Origin of the sequence: Pseudomonas indica NBRC 103045 (genome assembly GCF_002091635.1) — a bacterium.
GTDB lineage: Bacteria > Pseudomonadota > Gammaproteobacteria > Pseudomonadales > Pseudomonadaceae > Pseudomonas_M > Pseudomonas_M indica.
The window spans coordinates 1-24781 of the sequence record NZ_BDAC01000033.1 but is presented as its reverse complement, the minus strand read 5'-3'; the positions used below and the strand labels follow the sequence as shown (position 1 = coordinate 24781).

The window sequence follows — 24781 nt, the reverse complement described above, 5'->3', positions numbered from 1 at the left end:
AAAAGAGAAACATTATCATCCGCAAACACATCCGAAGCAATGGACAAAAAGCCGCACCGGCCATAGGGATATTTATTGAGCTACGTCAAACCACGCGTTCCATTAGCTCCCTAACATCGCCATCAGCCAAAACCACTGATGACTCAACGGAGCCTTCACTATGCGCAAGTCCCTGTTCACCGCGTCCGTACTGGCCATGGCGCTGGCCGCCCCCTTCGCCCAGGCCCACCAGGCTGGCGACATCATCGTTCGCGCGGGCGCCGCAACCGTTGACCCGCACGAAGACAGCAGCACCATTTCCACCGCCGCCACCGGTTCCCTGGCCGGCACCAAAGCGACCCTGGACAGCGACACCCAACTGGGCCTGACCGGCACCTACATGCTGACCGATCACGTCGGCATCGAGCTGCTGGCCGCCACTCCGTTCCAGCACCAGGTGAGCATCAAGGGCATGCCGCTGGGTCTGGACGGCAAGCTGGCCGACGTCAAGCATCTGCCGCCGACCCTCTCCGTGCAGTACTACCCGCTGGACGCCAGCTCCCAGATCCAGCCCTATGTCGGCGCCGGCCTGAACTACACCATGTTCTTCGATGAAGAACTGACCGGCCAGCGCAAGGACCAGGGCTTCAGCAACCTGGAGCTGGACGATTCCTGGGGCCTGGCTCTGCAAGCCGGCGTGGACTTCATGCTGACCGACAACGTGCTGCTGAACGCCGCCGTCTGGTACATCGACATCGACACCACTGCCACCGCCGACTCCGCCTTCGGCAAAGTGAAAGTGGATGTGGACGTCGATCCGTGGGTCTACATGGTCGGCCTGGGCTACAAGTTCTGATCGACTGTTATTTCTGCGGGGAACTCCGCTCAAGGCGCCTTCGGGCGCCTTTTTATTGCCTGCGGAACGGTACGAGAGGCAGAGGGTCAGCGCCCCAGGAGATGCGCGATACCGACCCGGAGCGGCGTCGGCTCGGGGAAGCGATAACGTCCCAGCAGACGCTGGTTGTTGGCACGCGAATGACGAATATCGCCCGGACGCGCCTCGGCATGGCTCACCGGCGGCAGGCCGCCCAGCACCTCACCGATAGCGGCCAACAGCTGGTTGAGGCTGGTGGTCTGTCCGAGCCCAACGTTCGCCGCGCCCGGCTCGGCACCCGGCAGCTCCAGCGCCTGAACCAGCACCTCCACCAGATCGGCGACATAGACGAAGTCGCGGGTCTGCTCTCCATCGCCAAACACCGTGATCGGCTGCCCTTTCAAGGCACGCTCGGTGAAGATGCTGATCACCCCCGAATACGGCGAGGACGGGTCCTGGCGCGGCCCGTAGATGTTGAAGAAACGGAAGATCGCCGGCTCCAGCCCATGCTGGCGGCGATAGAAATCGAGGTAATACTCGCTGGCCAGCTTGTCCGACGCATAGGGCGTCAGCGGCGCCTTCGGCGTGTCTTCATCGATTGCCAGGCCCTCGCCGTTATTCCCGTAGACCGCCGCGCTGGAGGCGAACAGCACACGGCGAATGCCCAGCCGGCGCATGGCCTCGCAGATATTCAGCGTGCCGATGAAATTGCTTTGGTGCGTACTCACCGGATCGTCCACCGAGGCCTGCACCGAGGCTACCGCCGCCAGATGCACGACGCCCCGGCATCCTTCGACAACGCGCAGCACGAGGGCGGCATCGGCCACGTCGCCCGTCACCAGCTCGCACTTCGGATTATCCAGCGGCAGGTTCTCGCGCTTGCCGCTGGACAGGTTGTCCAGCACGCGAACGCGGTACCCCTTGGCCAGCAGTGCATCGACCAGGTGGGAGCCGATGAAACCGGCTCCGCCGGTCACCAGGATGGGGGAATCAGACATGGCGGTAATAGCGATCCAGCAGTGTCGGCAAGGCAGCGCGCCAGGCGCGGGGCTTGATACCGAAGGTATGGAGGATTTTCTTGCAGGCCAGCACGGCATGCTGAGGTTCGTCCGCCGCATCGGGGCGGGCCGCATGCGCCTGCGGGGTGATCTGCTCGACGGCCACGGAACGCAAGGTGCGCACCTCGGCGAGGATCGCCTGACCCAAGGCCAGCGGCGTCGTCGCCTCATGCCCGCCGTAGTGGTAGGTGCCCCACAGCGGCGCCTGACAGTCCAGTTGCTTCAGCACAGCCAGGATCACCCGCGCGGCATCGTCCACCGGCGTCGGGTTGCCGCGCCGGTCATCGGCGAGGAACAGTTCGGACTCGCGCTCGGCACGGGCGAGAAAGCGGCCCAACTGGCCATCATGGCTCTCGTCGAGCACCCAGCCGAAGCGCAGAAGCACATGCCGGGGGCAGAGCGCGCGCACGGATTGTTCGCAACGCCAGAGCACCTGTCCACACAGGCCCAGCGGTACCGGCTCGTCCTTCTCGCTATAGGCGGTGGCCCGCGAGCCGTCGAACACCCGATAGCTGGAGGGCTGCAATAGAACGATGTCGTGGTACTGGCAAAGCTCGGCCAGACGCTCCACCGCCCGTTCCTGGGCAGCAAAACGCGACGCGTCCACCGCTTCGGCCTGGAACCAGTCGAAGTAGTAGGCGAGGTTGATGACGGCTTCCGGACGGGTCTCGTCCAGCAACTGGGTCAGGCTGGTGGCATCCCAGCCCTGATCGGGCGGGCGCGGCGCAAGGAAACTGATGTCCTCTTCGGCCCCGAGACGGATCAGCGCCTGTCCCAGGGCACTACCGCCGCCCAGCAGCATCAGGCGCATGTGCATGGTGATGCGAGCGGCTCCAGGTCAGAACGGAATGTCGTCGTCGAAGCTGTCGTAGTCCGGAGCCGGCTGGGCCTGCTGCGGCGCCGGACGCGATTCACGCGGGGCCTGCTGTTGCGGCTCGCGCTGCGGACGCGGTGCACGCGGGGCGTCGTCGGAATTGCCGCCACGGCCGCCGAGCAGCTGCATGGTGCCGTTCATATCGACGACGATTTCGGTGGTGTAGCGCTTGACGCCGTCCTTTTCCCACTCGCGGGTCTGCAGACGCCCCTCGACGTAGCACTGCGAACCCTTGCGCAGGTATTCACCGGCGATTTCCGCCACCTTGCCGAAGAACACCACGCGGTGCCACTCGGTACGTTCCTGCAGTTGACCGGTCTGCTTGTCTTTCCAGCTATCGGTAGTCGCCAGGGTGACGTTGGTCACCGCGTTGCCGTTGGGCAGGTAGCGGGTTTCCGGGTCGCCGCCGACGTTGCCGATCAGAATGACTTTGTTAACCCCACGGGCCATGACGTTCTCCTAGGCTTCAGCACGCCGCGGGCGCCGGATCGATCAGGCGCTCCAGGGACGTGCGGTCCAATTGTTCGGTATCCACTTTGATATAGATGGCGCCTTCTTCGGCCACCACCACGGCATCCGCCACTCCGGGCAATGCCAGCAATCGCTCGGCCAGTCCCGCGTCGCGCAGCGCTGCGGGCGACAACGGCAGGCGCAAGCTCGTTACATACGGAGGCTCGCGCATGGTAACAGCAATTGCCAGCCAGAGGGCACAGAGCACCGCGCAGCCGATGAACACCATGCCCAGCCCTCCCTGGGCGAACAGCCAGCCCCCGAGGATGCCGCCCAATGCCGCGCCGAGGAACTGACTGGTGGAATAGACCCCCATCGCCGTGCCCTTCCCGCCGGCCGGCGCCACCTTGCTGATCAGCGATGGCAGGCTGGCCTCGAGCAGGTTGAAGGCGGTGAAGAACACCACCGCACCGATCACCAGCGCGCGCAGGCTGGTGCCGAGTTGCCAGAAGAACAGTTCGCACAGCAGCAGCACGGCGACTGCCCCAAGCAGAACCCGCTTCATGCGTCGCTTCTTCTCGCCATAAATGATGAACGGGATCATTGCGAAGAAGCTGACCAGCAGGGCCGTGAGATAGACCCACCAGTGCTCTTCCTTGGGCAATCCGCCACGCTCGACCAGCGCCAGCGGCAGCGCGACGAAGCTGGCCATGAGGATCGCATGCAACGCGAGGATGCCGAAGTCCAGCCGCAGCAGATCGGGGTGGCGCAAGGTGGCGCCCAACGCCTGCTTCGCCACACCGGACTCCCGGTGCTGCAAGGGATGATCGGCCCGCGGTACCAGCCCGGCGATGATCAGCACACCGACCAGCGCCATCGCCGCGGTCGCCCAGAACAGACCGGACAACCCGAACGCACGGGTCAGCAGCGGACCGACCACCATGGCTACGGCGAAGGAAACGCCAATGCTCATGCCGATCATGGCCATCGCCTTGGTCCGATGTTGCTCGCGGGTGAGATCGGAGAGCAAGGCCATCACCGCCGCCGAGATGGCACCCGCGCCTTGCAGCACGCGGCCGGCGATCACGCCCCAGATGGAATCGGCATTGGCCGCCAGCACACTGCCGGCGGCGAAGATCAGTAGCCCGACATAGATCACCGGCCGCCGGCCGATGCGATCGGAAATCACACCAAAGGGAATCTGCAGAATGGCCTGGGTCAGACCGTAGGCACCGATGGCCAGGCCGATCAGGGATGGAGTCGCACCGGCGAGATCCTGTCCATAAGTCGCCAGCACCGGCAGCACCATGAACATGCCCAGCATGCGGAAGGCGAAAACCAGCGCCAGCCCTCCGGCAGCGCGTGTCTCACTGTGGCTCATGCGTTCGCTGTGCGGATCGTGCATCTATCTGGCTCTACCCTCTGAAACGGCGGCGATTCTACCAGCCCGAATCGCCGAGGGCCCGCGTAAAAGCGTCACGCGGCAACCCTCGGCGCCCGGGATGGTCGGAGAAAGAGCTGCCGCGCTTTGCCGCGACGTTACGGCGGACCGTATACTCGCGGGTTTCCGCCCGCCATGCGAGGGTGTTCGTGGACAAGATCCTGATCCGTGGGGCACGCACCCACAACCTGAAGAACATCGACCTCACCCTGCCACGCGACAAGCTGATCGTGATCACTGGCCTGTCCGGCTCCGGCAAGTCGTCCCTGGCGTTCGACACGCTGTATGCCGAAGGCCAGCGCCGCTATGTCGAGTCTCTTTCGGCCTATGCACGGCAGTTCCTGTCGATGATGGAAAAGCCCGATGTGGACACCATCGAGGGGCTCTCCCCGGCCATTTCCATCGAGCAGAAGTCGACGTCGCACAACCCGCGCTCGACCGTCGGCACCATCACCGAGATCTACGACTACCTGCGCCTGCTCTATGCGCGTGTCGGCACGCCGCGCTGCCCGGATCACGACATTCCCCTGGAAGCGCAGACGGTCAGCCAGATGGTGGACCAGGTCCTCGCCCTGCCGGAGGGCCGTCGGCTCATGCTGCTGGCGCCAATCGTTCGCGAGCGCAAGGGCGAGCACCTCGCCGTGTTCGATGAGATGCGCGCCCAGGGCTTCGTCCGCGCGCGGGTCAACGGCAAGCTCTACGAACTCGATGAGCTGCCCAAGCTGGACAAGCAGAAGAAGCACTCCATCGATGTCGTGGTGGATCGCTTCAAGGTTCGCGAGGACCTGCAACAGCGCTTGGCGGAATCTTTCGAGACGGCGCTGAACCTGGCCGATGGCATCGCACTGGTGGCCCCCATGGAGGGAGAGGAAGGCGAGGAGATGATCTTCTCCGCGCGCTTCGCCTGTCCGGTGTGCGGCCACTCGATCAGCGAGCTGGAACCCAAGCTGTTCTCCTTCAACAACCCGGCCGGCGCCTGCCCCACCTGTGACGGCCTGGGCGTGAAGCAATTCTTCGATGCGCGCCGGCTGGTCAATGGCGAGCTGACCCTGGCCGAGGGCGCGATTCGCGGCTGGGATCGGCGCAACGTCTACTACTTCCAGATGCTCGGCTCGCTGGCGGCGCATTATGGCTTCAGCCTGGACAAACCGTTCGACGACCTGTCCGCCGAAGACCAGAAAGCCATCCTGTACGGCTCCGGACGCGAGAACGTCGAATTCCGCTACCTCAACGACCGGGGCGACATAGTCAAGCGGGCCCACCCGTTCGAAGGCATCATTCCGAACCTCGAGCGCCGCTACCGCGAGACGGAGTCCACCACGGTGCGCGAGGAGTTGGCCAAGTTTCTCAGCACCCAGCCCTGCCCCGACTGCCGCGGCACCCGCCTGCGCCGCGAGGCGCGCCATGTCTGGGTCGGCGAAAAGACGCTGCCGGCGGTCACCGGGCTGCCGGTGGGCGACGCCTGCGATTACTTCGGCAACCTGCATCTCACCGGTCGCCGCGGCGAGATCGCCGAGAAGATCCTCAAGGAAATCCGCGAACGCCTGCAATTCCTCGTCAACGTCGGCCTCGACTACCTGACCCTGGACCGCAGCGCCGACACGCTTTCCGGCGGCGAGGCCCAGCGTATCCGCCTGGCCAGCCAGATCGGCGCCGGCCTGGTGGGGGTCATGTATATCCTCGACGAACCCAGCATCGGCCTGCACCAGCGCGACAACGAGCGCCTGCTGGCCACCCTCACCCACCTGCGCAACCTCGGCAACACGGTGATCGTGGTGGAGCACGACGAGGACGCCATCCGCCTCGCCGACTACGTCGTGGACATCGGCCCGGGCGCCGGCGTGCATGGCGGCCGGATCGTCGCCGAGGGCACGCCGGACGAGGTCATGGATCACCCGGACTCGCTGACCGGTAAATACCTTTCCGGCCGCGAGAAGATTCGCTATCCGGCCAAGCGCACCCCGCGCGACAAGAAGAAGCTGCTCAAGCTCAAGGGCGCCCGCGGCAACAACCTGCAAAGCGTCGACCTGGAAATCCCGGTCGGCCTGCTGACCTGCATTACCGGCGTGTCCGGCTCGGGCAAGTCGACGCTGATCAACAACACGCTGTTCCCGATCACCGCGACAGCCCTGAACGGCGCCACCTCGCTGGAAGTCGCCGCGCACGACAGCTTCGACGGCCTGCAGCACCTGGACAAGGTAGTGGACATCGACCAAAGCCCGATCGGTCGCACCCCGCGCTCCAATCCGGCCACCTACACGGGTCTGTTCACGCCGATCCGCGAGCTGTTCGCCGGTGTGCCGGAAGCCCGCTCGCGCGGCTACGGCCCGGGGCGCTTCTCGTTCAACGTCAAGGGCGGGCGCTGCGAGGCCTGCCAGGGCGATGGCGTGATCAAGGTGGAGATGCACTTTCTACCCGACATCTACGTTCCCTGCGACGTGTGCAAGGGTAAGCGTTACAACCGCGAAACCCTCGAAGTGAAGTACAAGGGCAAGAGCATTCACGAAGTGCTGGAAATGACCATCGAGGAAGCCCGCGACTTCTTCGACCCGGTTCCGGCCGTGGCGCGCAAGCTGCAAACGTTGATGGACGTGGGGCTCTCCTACATCAAGCTGGGGCAGAGCGCGACCACCCTGTCCGGCGGCGAGGCGCAGCGGGTCAAGCTGTCCCGCGAGCTGTCCAAGCGGGATACCGGCAAGACGCTCTACATCCTCGATGAACCCACCACCGGCCTGCATTTCGCGGACATCCAGCAACTGCTCGACGTACTACATCGCCTGCGCGACCACGGCAACACCGTGGTGGTGATCGAGCATAACCTGGACGTGATCAAGACCGCCGATTGGATCGTCGACCTGGGGCCGGAAGGTGGCTCGCGCGGTGGGCAGATCATCGCCACCGGCACACCGGAAGAAGTCGCAGGCATGCCGCAGTCCTATACCGGGCATTTCCTCAAACCGCTGCTGGAACGCGACCGCGCCGCCAGCTGACTCCAAGCGCAACGCAACCTTCCACGCCCGCGCCGGGTCCAACCAGGACCCCGCCGGGCCGTGTAAGGCGGGGCCCTTCCCGTCTTGCACAAGGAGAGTTCCCATGCGTCTTCCGATTGCCGCCTTCCTTCTCGGCGCCGGCCTGTTGCCTGGCATTGCCGCCGCCGCGGAACCCAATGGCCCCTGGGTCAACGACGAACAGAACGTCTCGCTCGAAGGCTTCATGAGCAACGAGCAGCTATACGATCAACTCGCTGCCCTGGCTCGACGCTCCAAGGGCGTACTGGCGCTGGAGCAAATCGGCACCAGCGGAAAAGGCCGGCCCATCTGGCTGGCGCGGCTCGGCGCTGCGGACAAGCCGACCGTGATGATCATGACCCAGCAACACGGCAACGAGCCCCACGGTACCGAGGCCGCGCTCGATCTGATCCGCAAGCTGGCCACTGGGGGCACGTTTTCCCGGCAGGTACTGGATCACGTCCAGGTGCTGTTCATTCCCAGGGTCAATCCGGACGGGACCGCGCTGTTCACACGCGGAAACGCCGACTTCAGCGCACCGGAAACCAGCGCCAGTTGCCTGAAGACCGACGGCACCGTCGACCCAGCCAAACTGAACCAAGGGCTGGGCAGCAACGTCACCGCCTACACGGATGCCGATGGCCAGCGCGACTGGAGTTACGACATCAACCGCTACCACTGGCCGGACTGGAGCCAGAGCACACAGATACTGTGCAACCCGGGGCTTGCCGATCAGCGCCACTTCAACCCCGGGCAGAACCCGGTTCCGGAAGCGACAGCAGTGCGCACGGCCTATGATCGCTATCAGCCCATCTGGCTGGTCGATGTGCACAACCAGAACCCGGCGGTCGTTCTCGAGGACGCCGACCCGGACATCAATCGCCCGGATCGCCAGGTCACCGGATCCATTACCTGGCCGGCCAATGACGATGTCGCCCAGGTCGCCGTGGACCTGTCGAAGCAGATGAGCGTGGTCATGAAGCGTCGCTCCATGGAGCTGGGCAACATGGAGATCACCAACTATTTCTATCAGTACCCGGACGGCAGCATCCGCCGTGGCGGCGGCGAGCCCGGCATCGCCCGCAACGCCTACGCCCTGCTAGGCACACAGCGGTTGAACAGCGGAGCCAGCGGCCCCCTGGGGGGTAGCGTTCTGATGGAAATCACCGGTTTGAACAGCCGGGGCCAGAAGTCCATCGGCATGCTGCGCAACAATGTCAGGGAAATGCTGGAAGCGCTCCTGTTGGCCAGCGCAGACGGCAGCCTGTATGCCATCGACCCGGCCGAAGCCGACCGGATCCTGCCTCCAGGTCAGGAAACCGACCAACCGCTGTCCAACCCACACGACGAATAAATCCACACGAATGAAAAAGGCCACAAGCATGTGCTTGCGGCCTTTTTTGCGGCGGCAATGCTCTACATCACTTCGCTGGCGGCGATTCCCAGGCCTTCGGCAATGCCCTGGCCGTAAGCCGGATCGGCCTTGAGGAAGTGGCCGATCTGACGCAACTGGACATCACGGGTTACCGTGCGCATCGCACCGACGATGTTGCCAATCAGCAGGGCCTGCTGCTCAGGACTCATGAGACGGAACAAGGCACCGGCCTGGCTGTAGTAATCGCCGTCCTCCCGGTGATCGTAACGATCTGCCGCACCACTCAAGGCCAACGCCGGCTCGGCATACTGGGGCGCCTGCTTCGGCGCATTGGCGTAGCTGTTCGGCTCATAGTTGGGCGCCGAGCCACCGTTACCGTCGAAGCGCATGGCGCCGTCGCGCTGATAATTGTGGTACGGACAACGCGGCGCGTTCACCGGCAACTGCTGATGGTTGGTGCCAACCCGGTAACGGTGCGCATCGGCGTATGCGAAGACACGCCCTTGCAACATCCGATCCGGCGACAGGCCGACGCCGGGGATGACGTTGCTCGGTGCAAAGACTGCCTGCTCCACCTCGGCGAAATAGTTCAGCGGATTGCGGTTCAGTTCGATGACACCGACCTCGATCAGCGGGAATTCTCTCTGCGACCAAGTCTTGGTCACATCGAACGGGTTCTCGTGATGCTGGGTGGCCTGTTCCTCGGACATCACCTGGATACACACACGCCATTTCGGATACTCGCCCCGCTCGATGGCAGCGAATAGATCGCGCTGGGCGTAATCCGGATCGGTTCCAGCCAGACGTGCCGCCTCCTCTGGACTCAGGTTCTTGATGCCTTGCATCGACTTGTAGTGCCACTTCACCCAATGCCGTTCGCCTTGGGCATTGATCAGGCTGAAGGTATGGCTACCGAAGCCATGCATGAAGCGATACCCGTCCGGAATGCCGCGATCCGAAAACAGAATGGTGATCTGGTGCAGCGCCTCGGGCGACAACGACCAGAAGTCCCACATCATCTGCGGGCTCTTCAGGTTGGTTTGCGGATCACGCTTCTGGGTATGAATGAAATCCGGGAACTTCAGCGGGTCGCGAATGAAGAACACCGGCGTGTTGTTCCCCACGACATCCCAGTTGCCTTCCTCGGTGTAGAACTTGATGGCAAAGCCGCGCGGGTCACGCTCGGTATCGGCCGAGCCACGCTCACCACCGACTGTGGAGAAACGAAGGAACAAGGGGGTTTGCTTACCCACGGACTCGAACAGCTTGGCGCGAGTGTAACGCGTGATGTCTTGGGTCACGGTGAAGGTGCCATATGCGCCGGAGCCCTTGGCGTGAACCCGACGCTCCGGAATCACCTCGCGGTTGAAGTGGGCAAGCTTCTCGACCAGATGAAAGTCATCGAGCAACAACGGACCACGAGGCCCCGCCGAACGGGAATTCTGGTTGTCAGCGATCGGGCTGCCGCTGGCGGTGGTGAGTATCGGTTTCTGACTCATGCGTTCTCTCTCCTTTCAGCCTTACCGAAATCGGTTAGTGCAGAAAGGGTATCGAGGCGGCTAAAAGAGAACCAATGCATTACCCATAAGGGTTTGATAGAGAATACTAAACAAAGGCGAACCCGACCGCCCCTGCGCATGGCAACCACGGATTGCAAGTCAGCGGGAATTAATACGCGGGAGTTTGAGTAGACATTGCGCCGGCCAGCTACAGTGACTGGTTGGTAAATGCCCGCAAGGATTAATCAGAACTATCCGGGCCGCCCTTTCAGGGATGCCAAGTTCACTCGCCAGGGCCTGCTAAGCCCGACCTTCTCCCAGTTAATCGGGCATAAAAAAACCGGGCACAGCCCGGTTTTTTTAACAGCGCCCGAAGTTACTCGGCAGCAGCTTCTACCGCGCCGCCGACCGGACGGTCGACCAGCTCGACATAGGCCATCGGGGCGTTGTCGCCAGCGCGGAAACCGCACTTGAGGATGCGCAGGTAGCCGCCCTGACGGTTGGCGTAGCGCTTGCCCAGATCGTTGAACAGCTTGCCTACGGCAGCTTTCGAACGGGTGCGGTCGAAAGCCAGACGACGATTGGCGACGCTGTCTTCCTTGGCCAGGGTGATCAGCGGCTCGGCAACGCGACGCAGCTCCTTGGCCTTGGGCAGGGTGGTTTTGATCAGTTCGTGCTCGAACAGCGACACCGCCATGTTCTGGAACATGGCCTTGCGGTGGGCGCTGGTGCGGCTCAGATGACGGCCACTTTTACGATGACGCATGGTTCAATTCCTTACCAAACTTGTTCGTTCGGTGGTGATGACGATCAGGCCGTAGCCTTGTCGTCTTTCTTCAGACTTGCCGGCGGCCAGTTGTCGAGGCGCATACCGAGGGACAGACCACGGGAGGCCAGAACGTCCTTGATCTCGGTCAGGGACTTCTTGCCCAGGTTCGGAGTCTTCAACAGCTCTACTTCGGTGCGCTGAATCAGGTCGCCGATGTAGTAGATGTTCTCCGCCTTCAGGCAGTTGGCCGAACGTACGGTCAGTTCGAGGTCGTCGACCGGACGCAGGAGGATCGGATCGATCTCATCTTCCTGCTCGACAACCACCGGCTCGCTGTCGCCCTTGAGGTCGACGAACGCGGCCAGCTGCTGTTGCAGGATGGTCGCGGCACGACGGATGGCCTCTTCGGGGTCCAGGGTACCGTTGGTTTCCAGATCGATAACCAGCTTGTCCAGGTTGGTGCGCTGCTCGACACGGGCGTTTTCGACCACGTAGGCAACACGACGGACCGGGCTGAAGGAAGCGTCCAGCTGCAAGCGACCGATGCTGCGGCTTTCGTCTTCGTCGCTCTGACGCGCGTCGGCCGGCTCGTAGCCGCGACCGCGAGCGATCTTGAGCTTCATGTTCAGGGCGCCGTTATCCGCCAGGTTGGCAATCACGTGATCGCCGTTGACGATTTCGACATCATGATCCAGCTGAATATCGGCAGCAGTGACCACGCCCGAACCCTTCTTGGAGAGGTTCAGCGTTACTTCGTCACGGCCGTGCAACTTGATAGCCAGACCTTTGAGGTTGAGCAGGATTTCAATGACATCTTCCTGCACGCCTTCGATGGCGCTGTACTCGTGGAGCACGCCATCAATTTCGGCCTCGACTACTGCACAGCCGGGCATGGAGGACAACAGGATGCGACGCAGCGCGTTGCCCAGGGTATGGCCGAAACCACGCTCGAGAGGCTCGAGCGTGATCTTGGCGCGGGTCGGACTGACCACCTGCACATCGATATGGCGGGGGGTCAGGAACTCATTTACCGAACTCTGCATGGATACACCTATTTTCTAGCCCTTACTTGGAGTAGAGCTCGACAATCAGGTTTTCGTTGATGTCGGCGGACAGATCGCTACGAGCCGGTACGCTCTTGAACACACCGGATTTCTTCTCTGCGTCCACTTCCACCCACTCGACACGACCGCGCTGAGCGCACAGTTCGAGGGCTTGGACGATGCGCAGCTGGTTCTTCGACTTTTCACGCACAGCAACCACGTCGCCCGGCTGAACCTGGACCGACGGAACGTTCACGGTCTTGCCATTGACGGTGATGGCCTTGTGGGAAACCAGCTGACGGGATTCGGCACGAGTGGCACCGAAGCCCATGCGATAGACGACGTTGTCCAGACGGCACTCGAGCAGCTGCAGCAGGTTCTCACCGGTAGCACCCTTCTTGCGGGCAGCTTCCTTGTAGTAGCCGCTGAACTGACGCTCCAGCACACCGTAGATACGGCGGACTTTCTGCTTTTCACGCAGCTGGGTGCCGTAGTCGGACAGGCGGCCACGGCGCTGGCCATGGATACCGGGAGCGGATTCGATGTTGCACTTGGATTCGAGCGCGCGAGCACCACTCTTCAGGAAGAGGTCGGTACCTTCACGACGAGACAGTTTGCACTTGGGACCAATGTAACGAGCCATTTCTCACTGTCTCCTATTACACGCGACGCTTCTTCGGCGGACGGCACCCGTTGTGCGGGATCGGCGTCACGTCGGTGATGCTGGCGATTTTGTAGCCGCAGGCGTTCAGAGCACGCACAGCGGACTCGCGACCCGGGCCCGGACCCTTGACGTTAACGTCGAGGTTCTTCAGACCGTATTCCAGAGCAGCCTGACCGGCACGCTCGGCAGCCACCTGGGCAGCGAACGGGGTGCTCTTACGGGAACCGCGAAAGCCCGAACCACCGGAGGTAGCCCAGGACAAGGCATTGCCCTGACGGTCAGTGATGGTCACGATGGTATTGTTGAAAGACGCGTGGATATGGGCGATGCCATCAACCACCGTCTTTTTGACTTTCTTACGAGGACGAGCAGCAGGTTTTGCCATGACTAGATTCCTGTCGATTCGCGAATGCGATTACTTGCGGATCGGCTTACGCGGGCCCTTACGGGTACGCGCGTTGGTCTTGGTACGCTGACCGCGGACCGGCAGGCCACGGCGATGACGCAGACCGCGGTAGCAGCCCAGATCCATCAAGCGCTTGATCTTCATGTTGACTTCGCGACGCAGGTCACCCTCAGTGGTGATCTTGGCCACTTCGCCACGCAGCAGCTCGATCTGCTCGTCGGAGAGATCCTTGATTTTCGCCGCCGGGTTTACGCCAGCAGCAGCGCAGATGCTCTGCGCAGTGGTGCGACCAACACCGTAGATGTAGGTCAGCGAGATAACAGTATGCTTGTTATCTGGAATGTTGACGCCTGCAATACGGGCCATTCAGTGGAACTCCAATTGACAGCTACCCACACCCTGGAAGCCAAGAAATAGGGCGCGGGATATTAGCGCTGTAATAACAAAGAATCAACCCGACAGCGCACTAGCTGCCGGGCTCATTACGCGTGAATCACAATCAGCCTTGGCGCTGCTTGTGACGCGGCTCCGCACTGCAGATCACGCGAACAACACCTTCGCGACGGATGATCTTGCAGTTACGGCACAGCTTCTTCACCGATGCACGAACTTTCATCACCAACTCCTCGAACCTTACGGACACGTCAGCGGAGCATGCCGCTGCCGTAACCCTTCAGGTTGGCTTTTTTCATCAGGGATTCGTACTGGTGGGAAACGAGGTGCGATTGTACTTGGGACATGAAGTCCATCACAACCACAACCACGATCAGCAACGAGGTCCCGCCAAGGTAGAACGGTACGTTGGCCGCCACCACCAGGAACTGGGGCAACAGGCATACGGCCGTCATGTACAGGGCACCGAACATGGTCAAGCGAGTCAACACGCCATCGATATAGCGCGCGGACTGCTCGCCCGGACGAATACCCGGAATAAAGGCACCGGACTTCTTCAGGTTTTCCGCTACGTCCTTCGGGTTGAACATCAGAGCCGTATAGAAGAAGCAGAAGAAAATGATCCCTGCACTAAACAGCAGAATATTCAACGGCTGACCGGGAGCAATCGACTGAGCGATGTCCTGCAACCAACCCATGCCCTCACCCTGACCGAACCAGGACCCCAAAGAGGCCGGGAACAACAGGATGCTGCTAGCGAAAATAGCCGGAATGACGCCAGCCATGTTCACCTTCAGAGGCAGGTGACTGGTTTGCGCGGCAAAGACCTTGCGGCCCTGCTGACGCTTGGCATAGTGCACCGCGATACGGCGCTGACCACGCTCGATGAACACCACAAAACCAATGATCGCTACCGCCAGCAGACCGATGGCAAGCAAGGCGATGATATTGATATCACCTTGACGGGCAGACTCGAAAGACTTCCCGATTGCCGACGGCAAGCCAGCCACGATGCCAGCGAAAATCAGCATCGAGATACCGTTGCCGACACCGCGCTCGGTGATTTGCTCACCCAACCACATCATGAACATCGCCCCCGCCACGAAGGTGGTGACGGCTACGAAGTGGAAGCCGAAATCGGTAGTGAACGCTACGCCCTGGCTCGCCAGACCGATCGACATGCCGATGGCCTGGACGAGTGCCAGGACGAGAGTGCCGTAGCGGGTGTACTGGCTAATCTTGCGACGGCCAGCTTCCCCTTCCTTCTTCAACTGTTCCAACTGCGGGCTGACGGCTGTCATCAACTGCATGATGATCGATGCCGAGATGTACGGCATGATCCCCAGCGCGAAGATACTCATCCGCTCCAGCGCACCGCCGGAAAACATGTTGAATAGGCTAAGAATGGTCCCCTCGTTCTGCCGGAACAGGTCGGCCAGCCGGTCAGGGTTGATACCTGGTACTGGGATGTGCGCTCCAATCCGGTAGACGATGATCGCCAGGAAAAGGAAACGCAGTCGAGCCCAGAGTTCGGACAACCCGCCATTGCTGAGCGCGGAGAGAGCACCTTGCTTAGCCATTTAGTCCTCGATTTTGCCGCCAGCTGCTTCGATGGCCGCACGCGCACCCTTGGTGGCGGCGATACCTTTCAGGGTGACCGCACGACCAACCTCGCCCGAGAGCATGATTTTCACACGCTGCACGTTCTGGTTAATGACGTTGGCATCCTTAAGCGCCTGCACAGTAACGACGTCGCCTTCCACCTTGGCCAGCTCGGAAGTGCGCACTTCAGCGCGATCCATAGCCTTCAGGGATACGAAACCGAACTTGGGCAGACGACGGTGCAGAGGCTGCTGACCACCCTCGAAACCGGGAGCAATCTTACCGCCGGAACGGGAGGTCTGGCCTTTATGGCCACGGCCGCCGGTCTTGCCCAGACCGCTACCGATACCACGGCCCGGACGCAGCTTTTCGCGACGGGCACCCGGCGCGGAACGCAGATCGTTCAGTTGCATGGATTAACCCTCCACACGCAGAAGGTAATAGGCCTTGTTGATCATGCCGCGGTTTTCAGGAGTGTCCTGAACCTCAACGGTATGACCGATGCGACGCAGGCCGAGACCCTTGACGCAAGCCTTGTGATTGGCCAGACGGCCGTTCAGGCTCTTGACCAAGGTGACCTTAACAGTTGCGTTAGCCATGATCAGAGAATCTCCTCGACGCTCTTGCCACGCTTGGCCGCTACCGACTCCGGAGACTGCATGTTCTTCAGCCCTTTGAAAGTGGCGTAGACCACGTTCACCGGATTGGTCGAGCCGTAGCACTTGGCCAGGACGTTTTGAACACCAGCCACTTCCAGAACGGCACGCATGGCACCGCCGGCGATGATACCGGTACCTTCGGAGGCCGGCTGCATGAACACCTTGGAGGCACCATGAGCGGACTTGATCGGGTACTGCAGAGTGGTGCCGTTCAGATCGACCTGGATCATGTTGCGGCGAGCCGCCTCCATAGCCTTCTGAATGGCGGCAGGGACTTCACGGGACTTACCGCGGCCGAAACCGACACGACCCTTGCCATCACCCACCACGGTCAACGCGGTGAAGGTGAAAATACGGCCACCCTTAACGGTTTTGGCGACGCGATTAACCTGAACCAGCTTCTCGATGTAGCCTTCGTCGCGCTTTTGCTCGTTATTTGCCATAACTTAGAACTCCAGCCCGCCTTCACGAGCAGCATCGGCCAATGCCTTCACACGACCGTGGTACTTGAAGCCAGAACGATCGAACGCCACCTGAGTGACGCCGGCGGCTTTCGCACGCTCAGCCACCAGCTGACCAACCTTCTTGGCCGCGTCGACGTTGCCGGTGGCACCATCACGCAGTTCTTTGTCCAAGGTCGAGGCACTGGCCAGGACCTTGCCGCCGTCGGCCGAAATGACCTGGGCGTAGATGTGCTGGGAAGAGCGGTACACGCAAAGGCGTACGGTTTCCAGCTCGCGCATTTTCAGGCGTGCCTTGCGAGCGCGACGCAGACGAGTTTCTTTCTTTACGCTCATTTGCTATGCCCTACTTCTTCTTAGCTTCTTTACGACGGACGACTTCGTCCGAGTAACGTACGCCCTTGCCTTTGTAAGGCTCCGGCCGGCGGAAGTCGCGGATCTCAGCAGCCACCTGACCTACCAGCTGCTTGTCGATACCCTTGATCAGGATGTCGGTCTGGCTGGGAGTCTCGGCAGTGACGCCTTGCGGCAATTCGTAATCCACCGGATGAGAGAAGCCGAGAGCCAGGGACAGCACCTGACCTTTGGCCTGAGCCTTGTAACCAACGCCAACCAGCTGAAGCTTGCGCTCGAAGCCCTGGCTAACGCCGATAACCATGTTGTTGACCAGGGCACGAGTAGTGCCAGCCATGGCCTTGTTCTGCTGATCGCCATTACGAGCAGCGAAACGCAGCTCGCCCGCCTCATGGGTGACCTCCACGGACGGATGTACGTTCAGATCCAGCGCACCCTTGGCACCTTTCACCGAAAGGACCTGGCCGACCAGTTTTACTTCCACGCCGGCGGGCAGCTTGACGGGGTTCTTAGCAACGCGAGACATGCTTATCCCCCCTTAGAACACAGTGCAAAGCACTTCGCCGCCAACGCCAGCAGCGCGAGCAGCACGATCGGTCATCACACCCTTGTTGGTGGAAACGATCGAAACGCCCAGGCCACCGCGAACTTTCGGCAACTGGTCGACGGACTTGTACTGGCGCAGGCCAGGACGACTAACGCGCTTGAGCTCTTCAATGACCGGACGGCCTTCGAAATACTTAAGCTCGATGGACAGCAACGGCTTGGCGTCGCTGCTGACTTGGTATCCGGTGATATAACCTTCGCTCTTCAGAACGTTGGCGACTGCCACCTTCAGCTTGGAAGACGGCATGCTAACCACGGTCTTCTCAGCCATCTGGGCATTACGGATACGAGTTAGCATGTCCGCTAACGGGTCCTGCATACTCATGGGCTAGATGCTCCTGAAACAAAAAGAAAGCCTTGCGGCTGTATCCACCTGAGCACCACGAAAAACCCGGGCTCAGGAGAGCCGGTCATTCTAGAGAGTGCTCAGAAATGAATCAAGCCCCAAAAGGGGCTTGATTCGATTCACCGTGAACGGGGAGGCAAGCCTCCGACGCTCACTACATATGCCCTTACCAGCTGGCCTTGACCAGACCCGGTACGTCACCACGCATGGCGGCCTGGCGCAGCATGTTACGGGCAAGCCCGAACTTGCGATAAACGCCATGAGGACGACCGGTCAGACGGCACCGATTGCGCAGGCGGGAAGCGCTCGCATCACGCGGCTGCTTCTGCAGGGCAATCTGAGCCTCCCAACGCGCTTCCGGAGTGGAGTTCGGGTTGGCGATGATAGCTTTCAGCTCAGCACGCTTCTTGGCGTACTTGGCTACCGTTTGCTGACGCTTCAGCTCACGGTTTTTCATGCTCTGTTTGGCCATTTCCTACTCCAATCAGTTGCGGAACGGGAAGTTGAAGGCGCGCAGTAAAGCACGACCTTCATCATCGGTACGGGCGGTAGTGGTCAGAGTGATATCCAGACCACGGAGCGCATCGATCTTGTCGTAATCGATTTCCGGGAAGATGATCTGCTCCTTCACACCCATGCTGTAGTTGCCGCGTCCGTCGAAGGACTTGGCATTCAGGCCGCGGAAGTCACGCACGCGCGGCAGGGAAATGGAAAGCAGACGATCCAGGAACTCGTACATCCGGTCGCGACGCAGGGTGACCTTGACGCCGATCGGCCAGCCTTCGCGGATCTTGAAACCAGCGATGGACTTGCGAGCGTAAGTCACCACCGGCTTCTGACCGGTGATCTTCTCCAGATCGGCGACAGCGTTCTCGATGACTTTCTTGTCACCTACCGCTTCGCCAAGACCCATGTTCAGGGTGATTTTGGTAACGCGCGGAACTTCCATCACGTTGGCCAGCTGAAGTTGCTCTTTCAGCTTGGGCGCGATTTCCTTCCGATAAATCTCTTTTAGTCGTGCCATGGTGATCTACCTAGCAGTGCTCAAGCATCAACCGGCTTTTGGGTCGACTTGAAGACACGAATTTTTTTGCCTTCTTCCACCTTGAAACCAACACGGTCAGCCTTGTTGGTTTCAGCATTGAAGATGGCCACGTTAGAAGCGTGCAGCGGCGCCTCTTTCTCGACGATCCCGCCTTGTACGCCCAGCATCGGGTTTGGCTTGGTATGGCGCTTGACCAAGTTGATCCCACCGACGACCAGACGGTCGTCCGCGAGAACCTTGAGCACCTTGCCACGCTTGCCCTTGTCTTTGCCGGCGATGACGATGATCTCGTCGTCACGACGAATCTTTTGCATGACGGCTTCTCCTTACAGCACTTCAGGGGCGAGCGAAACGATCTTCATGAACTTCTCAGAGCGAAGTTCACGAGTCACCGGCCCGAAGATACGAGTGCCGATCGGCTCCTGCTTGTTGTTCAGCAGAACAGCAGCGTTGCCGTCGAAACGGATGATCGAGCCATCAGGACGACGAACGCCGTGCTTGGTGCGGACCACGACAGCGGTCATCACCTGGCCCTTCTTCACCTTACCGCGCGGAATCGCTTCCTTCACGGTGACCTTGATGATGTCGCCGATGCCGGCGTAACGACGGTGAGAGCCGCCCAACACCTTGATGCACATGACGCGACGAGCGCCGCTGTTGTCGGCCACATCGAGCATGGATTGAGTCTGAATCATAACTTTCTCCGACCCTTAGTCTCTTAGACTTCCACCGCGCGCTCGACGACTTCCACCAGCATCCAGGACTTGGTCTTGGCCAGCGGACGGGTCTCGCGAATGGTGACCTTGTCGCCGATACGGCACTGGTTGGTTTCGTCGTGGGCGTGCAGCTTGGTCGAACGCTTCACGTATTTACCGTAGATCGGGTGCTTCACGCGGCGCTCGATCAGGACGGTGATGGTCTTGTCCATTTTGTCGCTGACGACACGGCCGGTCAGCGTACGGACGGTTTTCTGAGCTTCAGCCATGATTACTTACCTGCTTGCTGGTTGAGCACAGTTTTCACGCGAGCGATGTCGCGCTTCACTTGCGAGAGCAGGTGAGACTGCCCCAACTGGCCAGTTGCCTTCTGCATACGCAGATTGAACTGGTCGCGCAGCAGGCCGAGCAGTTGCTCGTTCAGCTGCTGTACGGATTTTTCACGAAGTTCATTCGCTTTCATCACATCACCGTCCGCTTAACAAAGGAGGTGGCGAGCGGCAGCTTTGCAGCGGCCAGGGCGAAAGCCTCACGCGCCAGCTCTTCGGAAACACCCTCGATCTCGTAGAGGACTTTGCCCGGTTGAATCTGGGCTACCCAGTACTCGACGTTACCCTTACCTTTACCCATACGTACTTCGAGGGGCTTCTTGGTAACCGGCTTATCGGGGAACACGCGGATCCAGATCTTGCCGCCACGCTTCACGTGACGGGTCAAGGCACGACGCGCGGCCTCGATCTGACGAGCGGTGAGACGACCACGGCTCACGGATTTCAGAGCAAACTCGCCGAAGCTGACTTTGCTACCGCGCTGAGCCAGACCACGGTTGTGGCCGGTCATCTGCTTGCGGAACTTCGTACGCTTTGGTTGCAACATTTGGCGTACCCCTTACTTAGCAGCTTTTTTACGAGGAGCGGGCGCTTGCGGCTTGAGCTCTTCCTGGCGGCCACCGATGACCTCACCCTTGAAGATCCAGACCTTGACGCCAATCACACCGTAGGTGGTGTGCGCTTCATAGGTGGCGTAATCGATATCGGCACGCAGGGTGTGCAGGGGCACACGACCTTCGCGATACCACTCGGTACGGGCGATTTCCGCACCGCCGAGGCGACCGCTCACCTGAATCTTGATGCCCTTGGCACCAATACGCATGGCGTTCTGCACCGCGCGCTTCATGGCACGACGGAACATGACGCGACGCTCCAGCTGCTGGGCAACGCTCTGAGCAACCAACATTGCATCGAGCTCCGGCTTGCGGATCTCTTCGATGTTGATGTGCACCGGCACACCCATTTGCTTGGTCAGGTCCTGACGCAGCTTCTCGACATCCTCACCCTTCTTGCCGATCACGATGCCGGGACGGGCGGTATGGATGGTCACACGTGCGGTTTGGGCCGGACGTGCGATATCGATGCGGCTTACGGACGCGCTTTTTAGTTTGTCTTGGAGGTACTCACGGACCTTCAGGTCGGCCAGCAGATAATCCGCATAGGTGCGCTTATCTGCATACCAGACCGAAGTGTGCTCCTTGACGATTCCCAGGCGGATGCCAACGGGATGTACTTTCTGACCCATCTGATCGACTCCGTTACTTGTCCGCAACCTTGACAGTGATATGGCAAGACCGCTTGACGATGCGATCAGCGCGGCCCTTGGCGCGCGGCATGATGCGCTTAAGCGAACGCCCTTCGTTGACGAAAACGGTGGAGACTTTGAGATCGTCCACGTCTGCGCCTTCGTTGTGCTCGGCGTTGGCCACGGCCGACTCCAGCACTTTCTTCATGATCTCGGCGGCTTTCTTACTGCTGAAAGCCAGGAGGTTGAGCGCTTCGCCCACCTTCTTCCCGCGGATCTGGTCGGCGACCAAGCGGGCTTTCTGGGCGGAGATTCGAGCGCCCGACAGCTTAGCGGCTACTTCCATCGTTCCTTACCCCTTAACGCTTGGCTTTCTTGTCCGCAGCGTGCCCGCGATAGGTGCGGGTAGCGGCGAACTCGCCCAGTTTGTGGCCGACCATGTCCTCGTTGATGAGAACAGGAACATGCTGACGACCGTTATGCACAGCGATGGTCAGACCAACCATCTGCGGCAGGATCATGGAGCGACGCGACCAGGTCTTGACCGGCTTGCGATCGCCCTTTTCCACCGCCACTTCGACCTTCTTCAGTAGGTGAAGATCGATAAAAGGACCTTTTTTCAGAGAACGCGGCACTGTCGTATCCCTCTAGTTACTTACGGCGGCGGACGATCATGTTGTCGGTGCGCTTGTTCGCACGAGTCTTCGCGCCCTTGGTCGGGAAGCCCCATGGCGACACCGGATGACGACCACCCGAGGTACGACCTTCACCACCACCATGCGGGTGATCGACAGGGTTCATCGCCACACCGCGAACGGTCGGACGAACACCACGCCAGCGCTTGGCACCGGCCTTGCCCAACGAGCGCAGGCTGTGCTCGGAGTTCGAGACTTCTCCCAGGGTCGCACGGCACTCTGCCAGGACCTTGCGCATCTCACCGGAACGCAGACGCAGAGTTACGTATGCACCTTCACGAGCCACCAACTGAACGGAGGCACCTGCGGAGCGAGCGATCTGAGCGCCTTTGCCAGGCTTCAGCTCAACACCGTGAATGGTGCTACCAACCGGGATGTTGCGCAGCGGAAGAGTATTGCCCGCCTTGATAGGCGCGTTGACACCGGAAATCAGCTGATCACCAGCGCTAACACCCTTCGGAGCGATGATGTAGCGACGTTCGCCGTCGGCATACTTCAGCAGCGCGATGTGGGCAGTACGGTTCGGATCGTATTCGATACGCTCAACGGTGGCAGGAATGCCATCCTTGTTGCGACGAAAATCGACCAGACGGTAATGCTGCTTGTGACCACCACCGATGTGACGGGTAGTGATACGGCCATTGTTGTTACGGCCGCCAGACTTGGACTTCTTCTCGACCAGCGGAGCGTAAGGAGCGCCCTTGTGCAGCTCCTGACCAACCACTTTGACCACGAAACGGCGGCCAGCGGAAGTCGGTTTGCATTTAACGATTGCCATGATGCACCCCTTCCTTACTCAGCACTGCTGGCGAAATCGAGATCTTGGCCCGGCTGAAGGGCGATATACGCCTTCTTCCAGTCGTTACGCTTGCCCAGACCGCGAACGGTGCGCTTGGTCTTACCCTTCACATTCAGGGTGGTGACGCTCTGCACCTTCACGTTGAACAGGCTTTCGACGGCCTTCTTGATTTCCAGCTTGGTTGCATCGGTAGCAACCTTGAAAACGAATTGGCTCTTGCTGTCCGCCAGCACAGTGGCTTTCTCGGAGACGTGCGGACCAAGCAGCACTTTGAATACGCGTTCCTGGTTCATCCCAGCAGCTCCTCGAACTTCTTCACCGCGGACACGGTGATCAGCACCTTGTCATAGGCGATCAGGCTGACCGGATCGGAACCCTGTACGTCGCGAACGTCGACGTGCGGCAGGTTGCGCGCGGCCAGATAGAGATTCTGATCAACAGCATCGGACACGATCAGAACATCGTTCAGCCCCATGCCGTTCAGCTTGCCCAGCAGAGCCTTGGTCTTCGGCGCATCAACACCGAACTCCTCGACGACGACCAGACGATCCTGACGCACCAGCTCGGAGAGGATGGAGCGCAGAGCTGCGCGATACATCTTCTTGTTGAGCTTCTGCTCATGATTCTGCGGACGAGCAGCGAAGGTGACACCACCGCCACGCCAGATCGGGCCACGAGTGGTACCAGCACGGGCACGACCAGTACCCTTCTGACGCCACGGACGCTTGCCGCCACCAGAGACGTCGGAACGGCTCTTCTGCTGCTTGCTGCCCTGACGACCGCCGGCCATGTAGGCCACGACTGCCTGGTGCACGAGGGTCTCGTTGAACTCGCCGCCAAAGGTACGCTCGGAGACTTCGATCGCCTGAGCGCCATTTACATTCAATTGCATCTCAGCATTCCCCTCTTAACCGCGAGCCTTGGCTGCCGGACGCACGACGACATCACCGCCGGTAGCGCCAGGAACGGCACCCTTGACCAGCAGCAGATTACGCTCAGCGTCGACACGCACAATTTCCAGGGACTGCACGGTCACGCGCTCAGCGCCCATATGACCGGACATCTTCTTGCCCTTGAACACACGACCAGGAGTCTGGCACTGGCCAATGGAACCAGGGACGCGGTGGGAAACGGAGTTACCGTGAGTATTGTCCTGACCACGGAAGTTCCAGCGCTTGATGGTACCGGCAAAGCCCTTACCTTTGGACTGACCGGTGACGTCCACCAGTTGGCCCGCCTGGAACAGCTCGACACTGAGCTGATCACCCGCCTGATACTCGCCCTCTTCCAGACGGAACTCCAAGACGCTACGACCAGCAGCGACATTGGCCTTGGCGAAGTGACCGGCCTGAGCCTTGGTCACACGAGAAGCGCGACGCTCGCCGACAGTCACCTGCACGGCGCGATAGCCATCGCTCTCTTCAGTTTTGAACTGGGTGACGCGATTCGGCTCGACCTCAATGACCGTAACCGGAATGGAGACACCTTCTTCGGTGAAAATGCGGGTCATGCCGCACTTACGACCGACTACACCAATAGTCATTTTTAAAACCTCTTGAGTGTACGGGGCTTTCACCCGCTATGGCCGCCCATTTCAGAGCGTTACACGACCAAAACCTGGCAGGTTTTAGCCGAGGCTGATCTGCACTTCCACGCCAGCCGCAAGATCGAGCTTCATGAGCGCATCGACCGTTTTATCGGTCGGCTGAACGATGTCCAGCACACGCTTATGGGTACGGATTTCATACTGATCGCGCGCGTCCTTGTTGACGTGCGGAGAGACCAGTACGGTGTACCGCTCTTTGCGGGTAGGCAGAGGAATCGGACCACGCACCTGAGCACCAGTACGTTTCGCGGTTTCCACGATTTCCTGGGTAGATTGATCGATCAGGCGATGGTCAAAAGCCTTCAACCGAATACGGATTTGTTGGTTTTGCATTTTGACCTCAGACTCCAAGTTGCCATCCCCACCGGACGCAATACGCCCGATAAAAGGAGGCGCAATTGTACGGATGAGCCCAGGGGGTGTCAATAAATGATCAATAATAGAAAAGGCCCCCGAAGGGGCCTTTCCATTACCGCGCGACCTT

At 60.5% G+C, this 24781-nt stretch carries 36 protein-coding genes; 3 read left to right on the top strand and 33 right to left on the bottom strand.

The features are described 5' to 3' along the window. The first annotated feature begins 160 nt into the window (after positions 1–160). Positions 161–835 (top strand): OmpW/AlkL family protein, encoded by a 675-nt coding sequence (locus PIN01S_RS24740; protein WP_084339575.1) that lies wholly within the window; start codon positions 161–163, stop codon positions 833–835. Positions 836–921: 86 nt separating this feature from the next. On the opposite strand, the gene PIN01S_RS24735 is transcribed toward PIN01S_RS24740, so the two are convergent. The 4 genes from PIN01S_RS24735 to PIN01S_RS24720 are packed head-to-tail and all read right to left on the bottom strand — an operon-like array spanning position 922 to position 4640. Next, a complete protein-coding gene (locus PIN01S_RS24735; protein ID WP_084339574.1) occupies positions 922–1851 on the bottom strand; it encodes an NAD-dependent epimerase/dehydratase family protein in 930 nt (309 codons plus the stop codon). Further along, a complete protein-coding gene (locus PIN01S_RS24730; protein WP_084339573.1) occupies positions 1844–2728 on the bottom strand; it encodes a sugar nucleotide-binding protein in 885 nt (294 codons plus the stop codon). Before PIN01S_RS24730 ends, PIN01S_RS24735 begins: the two co-directional genes overlap by 8 nt. A gap of 21 nt (positions 2729–2749) precedes the next feature. Continuing rightward, positions 2750–3235, bottom strand: coding sequence for a single-stranded DNA-binding protein (locus PIN01S_RS24725; protein ID WP_084339572.1), 486 nt, complete (start codon positions 3233–3235; stop codon positions 2750–2752). 16 nt (positions 3236–3251) lie between these two features. Continuing rightward, positions 3252–4640, bottom strand: coding sequence for an MFS transporter (locus PIN01S_RS24720; protein ID WP_084339571.1), 1389 nt, complete (start codon positions 4638–4640; stop codon positions 3252–3254). 185 nt (positions 4641–4825) lie between these two features. Between PIN01S_RS24720 and uvrA the strand changes: the two genes are divergently transcribed. Both uvrA and PIN01S_RS24710 read left to right on the top strand, forming a co-directional pair. Continuing rightward, complete coding sequence (gene uvrA, locus PIN01S_RS24715) at positions 4826–7666, top strand: excinuclease ABC subunit UvrA (protein ID WP_084339570.1); 2841 nt, start codon at positions 4826–4828, stop codon at positions 7664–7666. Positions 7667–7769: 103 nt separating this feature from the next. Further along, entirely contained in the window at positions 7770–9038 is a 1269-nt protein-coding gene (locus PIN01S_RS24710) for a M14 family zinc carboxypeptidase (RefSeq protein WP_084339569.1), read from the top strand. Between the two features lie 62 nt (positions 9039–9100). Here PIN01S_RS24710 and PIN01S_RS24705 read toward each other — a convergent pair whose 3' ends face one another. From PIN01S_RS24705 to rpsJ, 29 genes are all read right to left on the bottom strand, one after another. After that, entirely contained in the window at positions 9101–10558 is a 1458-nt protein-coding gene (locus PIN01S_RS24705; protein ID WP_084339568.1) for a catalase, read from the bottom strand. Between the two features lie 376 nt (positions 10559–10934). Further along, positions 10935–11324, bottom strand: a complete 390-nt coding sequence (gene rplQ / locus PIN01S_RS24700; RefSeq protein ID WP_084339567.1) for a 50S ribosomal protein L17 — start codon at positions 11322–11324, stop codon at positions 10935–10937. A gap of 44 nt (positions 11325–11368) precedes the next feature. Next, a complete protein-coding gene (locus PIN01S_RS24695; protein WP_084339566.1) occupies positions 11369–12370 on the bottom strand; it encodes a DNA-directed RNA polymerase subunit alpha in 1002 nt (333 codons plus the stop codon). Between the two features lie 22 nt (positions 12371–12392). Then, a complete protein-coding gene (gene rpsD / locus PIN01S_RS24690) occupies positions 12393–13013 on the bottom strand; it encodes a 30S ribosomal protein S4 (RefSeq protein ID WP_084339565.1) in 621 nt (206 codons plus the stop codon). A 16-nt stretch (positions 13014–13029) separates the two neighbouring features. Next, positions 13030–13419, bottom strand: a complete 390-nt coding sequence (gene rpsK, locus PIN01S_RS24685) for a 30S ribosomal protein S11 (RefSeq protein ID WP_003093689.1) — start codon at positions 13417–13419, stop codon at positions 13030–13032. A gap of 30 nt (positions 13420–13449) precedes the next feature. Beyond that, the gene (gene rpsM / locus PIN01S_RS24680; protein ID WP_084339564.1) at positions 13450–13806 is read right to left on the bottom strand and encodes a 30S ribosomal protein S13; all 357 of its coding nucleotides are present in this window, start codon (positions 13804–13806) and stop codon (positions 13450–13452) included. Between the two features lie 133 nt (positions 13807–13939). Continuing rightward, positions 13940–14056: a 50S ribosomal protein L36 gene (rpmJ, locus tag PIN01S_RS24675; RefSeq protein WP_002555468.1), complete on the bottom strand. Its 117-nt coding sequence runs from the start codon at positions 14054–14056 to the stop codon at positions 13940–13942. Positions 14057–14084: 28 nt separating this feature from the next. After that, a complete protein-coding gene (gene secY, locus PIN01S_RS24670; protein WP_084339563.1) occupies positions 14085–15413 on the bottom strand; it encodes a preprotein translocase subunit SecY in 1329 nt (442 codons plus the stop codon). Beyond that, the gene (rplO, locus tag PIN01S_RS24665) at positions 15414–15848 is read right to left on the bottom strand and encodes a 50S ribosomal protein L15 (protein WP_084339562.1); all 435 of its coding nucleotides are present in this window, start codon (positions 15846–15848) and stop codon (positions 15414–15416) included. Between the two features lie 3 nt (positions 15849–15851). Further along, positions 15852–16034, bottom strand: coding sequence for a 50S ribosomal protein L30 (rpmD, locus tag PIN01S_RS24660; protein WP_084339561.1), 183 nt, complete (start codon positions 16032–16034; stop codon positions 15852–15854). A 2-nt stretch (positions 16035–16036) separates the two neighbouring features. Beyond that, complete coding sequence (rpsE, locus tag PIN01S_RS24655) at positions 16037–16537, bottom strand: 30S ribosomal protein S5 (RefSeq protein ID WP_028629279.1); 501 nt, start codon at positions 16535–16537, stop codon at positions 16037–16039. Between the two features lie 3 nt (positions 16538–16540). Beyond that, positions 16541–16891 carry a 50S ribosomal protein L18 gene (rplR, locus tag PIN01S_RS24650; protein ID WP_084339560.1) on the bottom strand — a complete coding sequence of 117 codons (351 nt, stop codon included), beginning with the start codon at positions 16889–16891 and terminating at the stop codon, positions 16541–16543. Between the two features lie 10 nt (positions 16892–16901). Then, positions 16902–17435 carry a 50S ribosomal protein L6 gene (gene rplF / locus PIN01S_RS24645; protein WP_084339559.1) on the bottom strand — a complete coding sequence of 178 codons (534 nt, stop codon included), beginning with the start codon at positions 17433–17435 and terminating at the stop codon, positions 16902–16904. Between the two features lie 12 nt (positions 17436–17447). Then, a complete protein-coding gene (gene rpsH / locus PIN01S_RS24640; protein WP_084339558.1) occupies positions 17448–17840 on the bottom strand; it encodes a 30S ribosomal protein S8 in 393 nt (130 codons plus the stop codon). A 187-nt stretch (positions 17841–18027) separates the two neighbouring features. Continuing rightward, positions 18028–18333, bottom strand: a complete 306-nt coding sequence (gene rpsN, locus PIN01S_RS24635; RefSeq protein WP_084339557.1) for a 30S ribosomal protein S14 — start codon at positions 18331–18333, stop codon at positions 18028–18030. Positions 18334–18345: 12 nt separating this feature from the next. Beyond that, a complete protein-coding gene (rplE, locus tag PIN01S_RS24630) occupies positions 18346–18885 on the bottom strand; it encodes a 50S ribosomal protein L5 (RefSeq protein WP_084339556.1) in 540 nt (179 codons plus the stop codon). Positions 18886–18905: 20 nt separating this feature from the next. Next, entirely contained in the window at positions 18906–19220 is a 315-nt protein-coding gene (gene rplX / locus PIN01S_RS24625; protein WP_084339555.1) for a 50S ribosomal protein L24, read from the bottom strand. A 12-nt stretch (positions 19221–19232) separates the two neighbouring features. Beyond that, the gene (rplN, locus tag PIN01S_RS24620; protein WP_003448734.1) at positions 19233–19601 is read right to left on the bottom strand and encodes a 50S ribosomal protein L14; all 369 of its coding nucleotides are present in this window, start codon (positions 19599–19601) and stop codon (positions 19233–19235) included. A gap of 23 nt (positions 19602–19624) precedes the next feature. Beyond that, a complete protein-coding gene (gene rpsQ / locus PIN01S_RS24615; protein ID WP_084339554.1) occupies positions 19625–19891 on the bottom strand; it encodes a 30S ribosomal protein S17 in 267 nt (88 codons plus the stop codon). Between the two features lie 2 nt (positions 19892–19893). Then, the gene (gene rpmC, locus PIN01S_RS24610) at positions 19894–20085 is read right to left on the bottom strand and encodes a 50S ribosomal protein L29 (protein ID WP_016490538.1); all 192 of its coding nucleotides are present in this window, start codon (positions 20083–20085) and stop codon (positions 19894–19896) included. Further along, the gene (gene rplP / locus PIN01S_RS24605) at positions 20085–20498 is read right to left on the bottom strand and encodes a 50S ribosomal protein L16 (protein ID WP_028238758.1); all 414 of its coding nucleotides are present in this window, start codon (positions 20496–20498) and stop codon (positions 20085–20087) included. Before rplP ends, rpmC begins: the two co-directional genes overlap by 1 nt. 12 nt (positions 20499–20510) lie before the next feature. Beyond that, the gene (gene rpsC, locus PIN01S_RS24600; RefSeq protein ID WP_084339553.1) at positions 20511–21197 is read right to left on the bottom strand and encodes a 30S ribosomal protein S3; all 687 of its coding nucleotides are present in this window, start codon (positions 21195–21197) and stop codon (positions 20511–20513) included. 13 nt (positions 21198–21210) lie between these two features. Beyond that, positions 21211–21543: a 50S ribosomal protein L22 gene (gene rplV, locus PIN01S_RS24595; RefSeq protein ID WP_003103908.1), complete on the bottom strand. Its 333-nt coding sequence runs from the start codon at positions 21541–21543 to the stop codon at positions 21211–21213. A 13-nt stretch (positions 21544–21556) separates the two neighbouring features. Then, positions 21557–21832, bottom strand: coding sequence for a 30S ribosomal protein S19 (gene rpsS, locus PIN01S_RS24590; RefSeq protein ID WP_084339552.1), 276 nt, complete (start codon positions 21830–21832; stop codon positions 21557–21559). A gap of 16 nt (positions 21833–21848) precedes the next feature. After that, on the bottom strand, positions 21849–22670 hold the full coding sequence (rplB, locus tag PIN01S_RS24585) for a 50S ribosomal protein L2 (protein WP_084339551.1): 822 nt from the start codon (positions 22668–22670) through the stop codon (positions 21849–21851). Between the two features lie 14 nt (positions 22671–22684). Further along, entirely contained in the window at positions 22685–22984 is a 300-nt protein-coding gene (gene rplW / locus PIN01S_RS24580) for a 50S ribosomal protein L23 (protein ID WP_084339550.1), read from the bottom strand. Continuing rightward, positions 22981–23583 (bottom strand): 50S ribosomal protein L4, encoded by a 603-nt coding sequence (gene rplD / locus PIN01S_RS24575; protein ID WP_084339549.1) that lies wholly within the window; start codon positions 23581–23583, stop codon positions 22981–22983. Before rplD ends, rplW begins: the two co-directional genes overlap by 4 nt. A 15-nt stretch (positions 23584–23598) precedes the next feature. Then, the gene (gene rplC / locus PIN01S_RS24570; RefSeq protein ID WP_084339548.1) at positions 23599–24234 is read right to left on the bottom strand and encodes a 50S ribosomal protein L3; all 636 of its coding nucleotides are present in this window, start codon (positions 24232–24234) and stop codon (positions 23599–23601) included. A gap of 84 nt (positions 24235–24318) precedes the next feature. Beyond that, positions 24319–24630, bottom strand: a complete 312-nt coding sequence (gene rpsJ / locus PIN01S_RS24565) for a 30S ribosomal protein S10 (protein WP_003463313.1) — start codon at positions 24628–24630, stop codon at positions 24319–24321. Between the last annotated feature and the right edge of the window lie 151 nt (positions 24631–24781).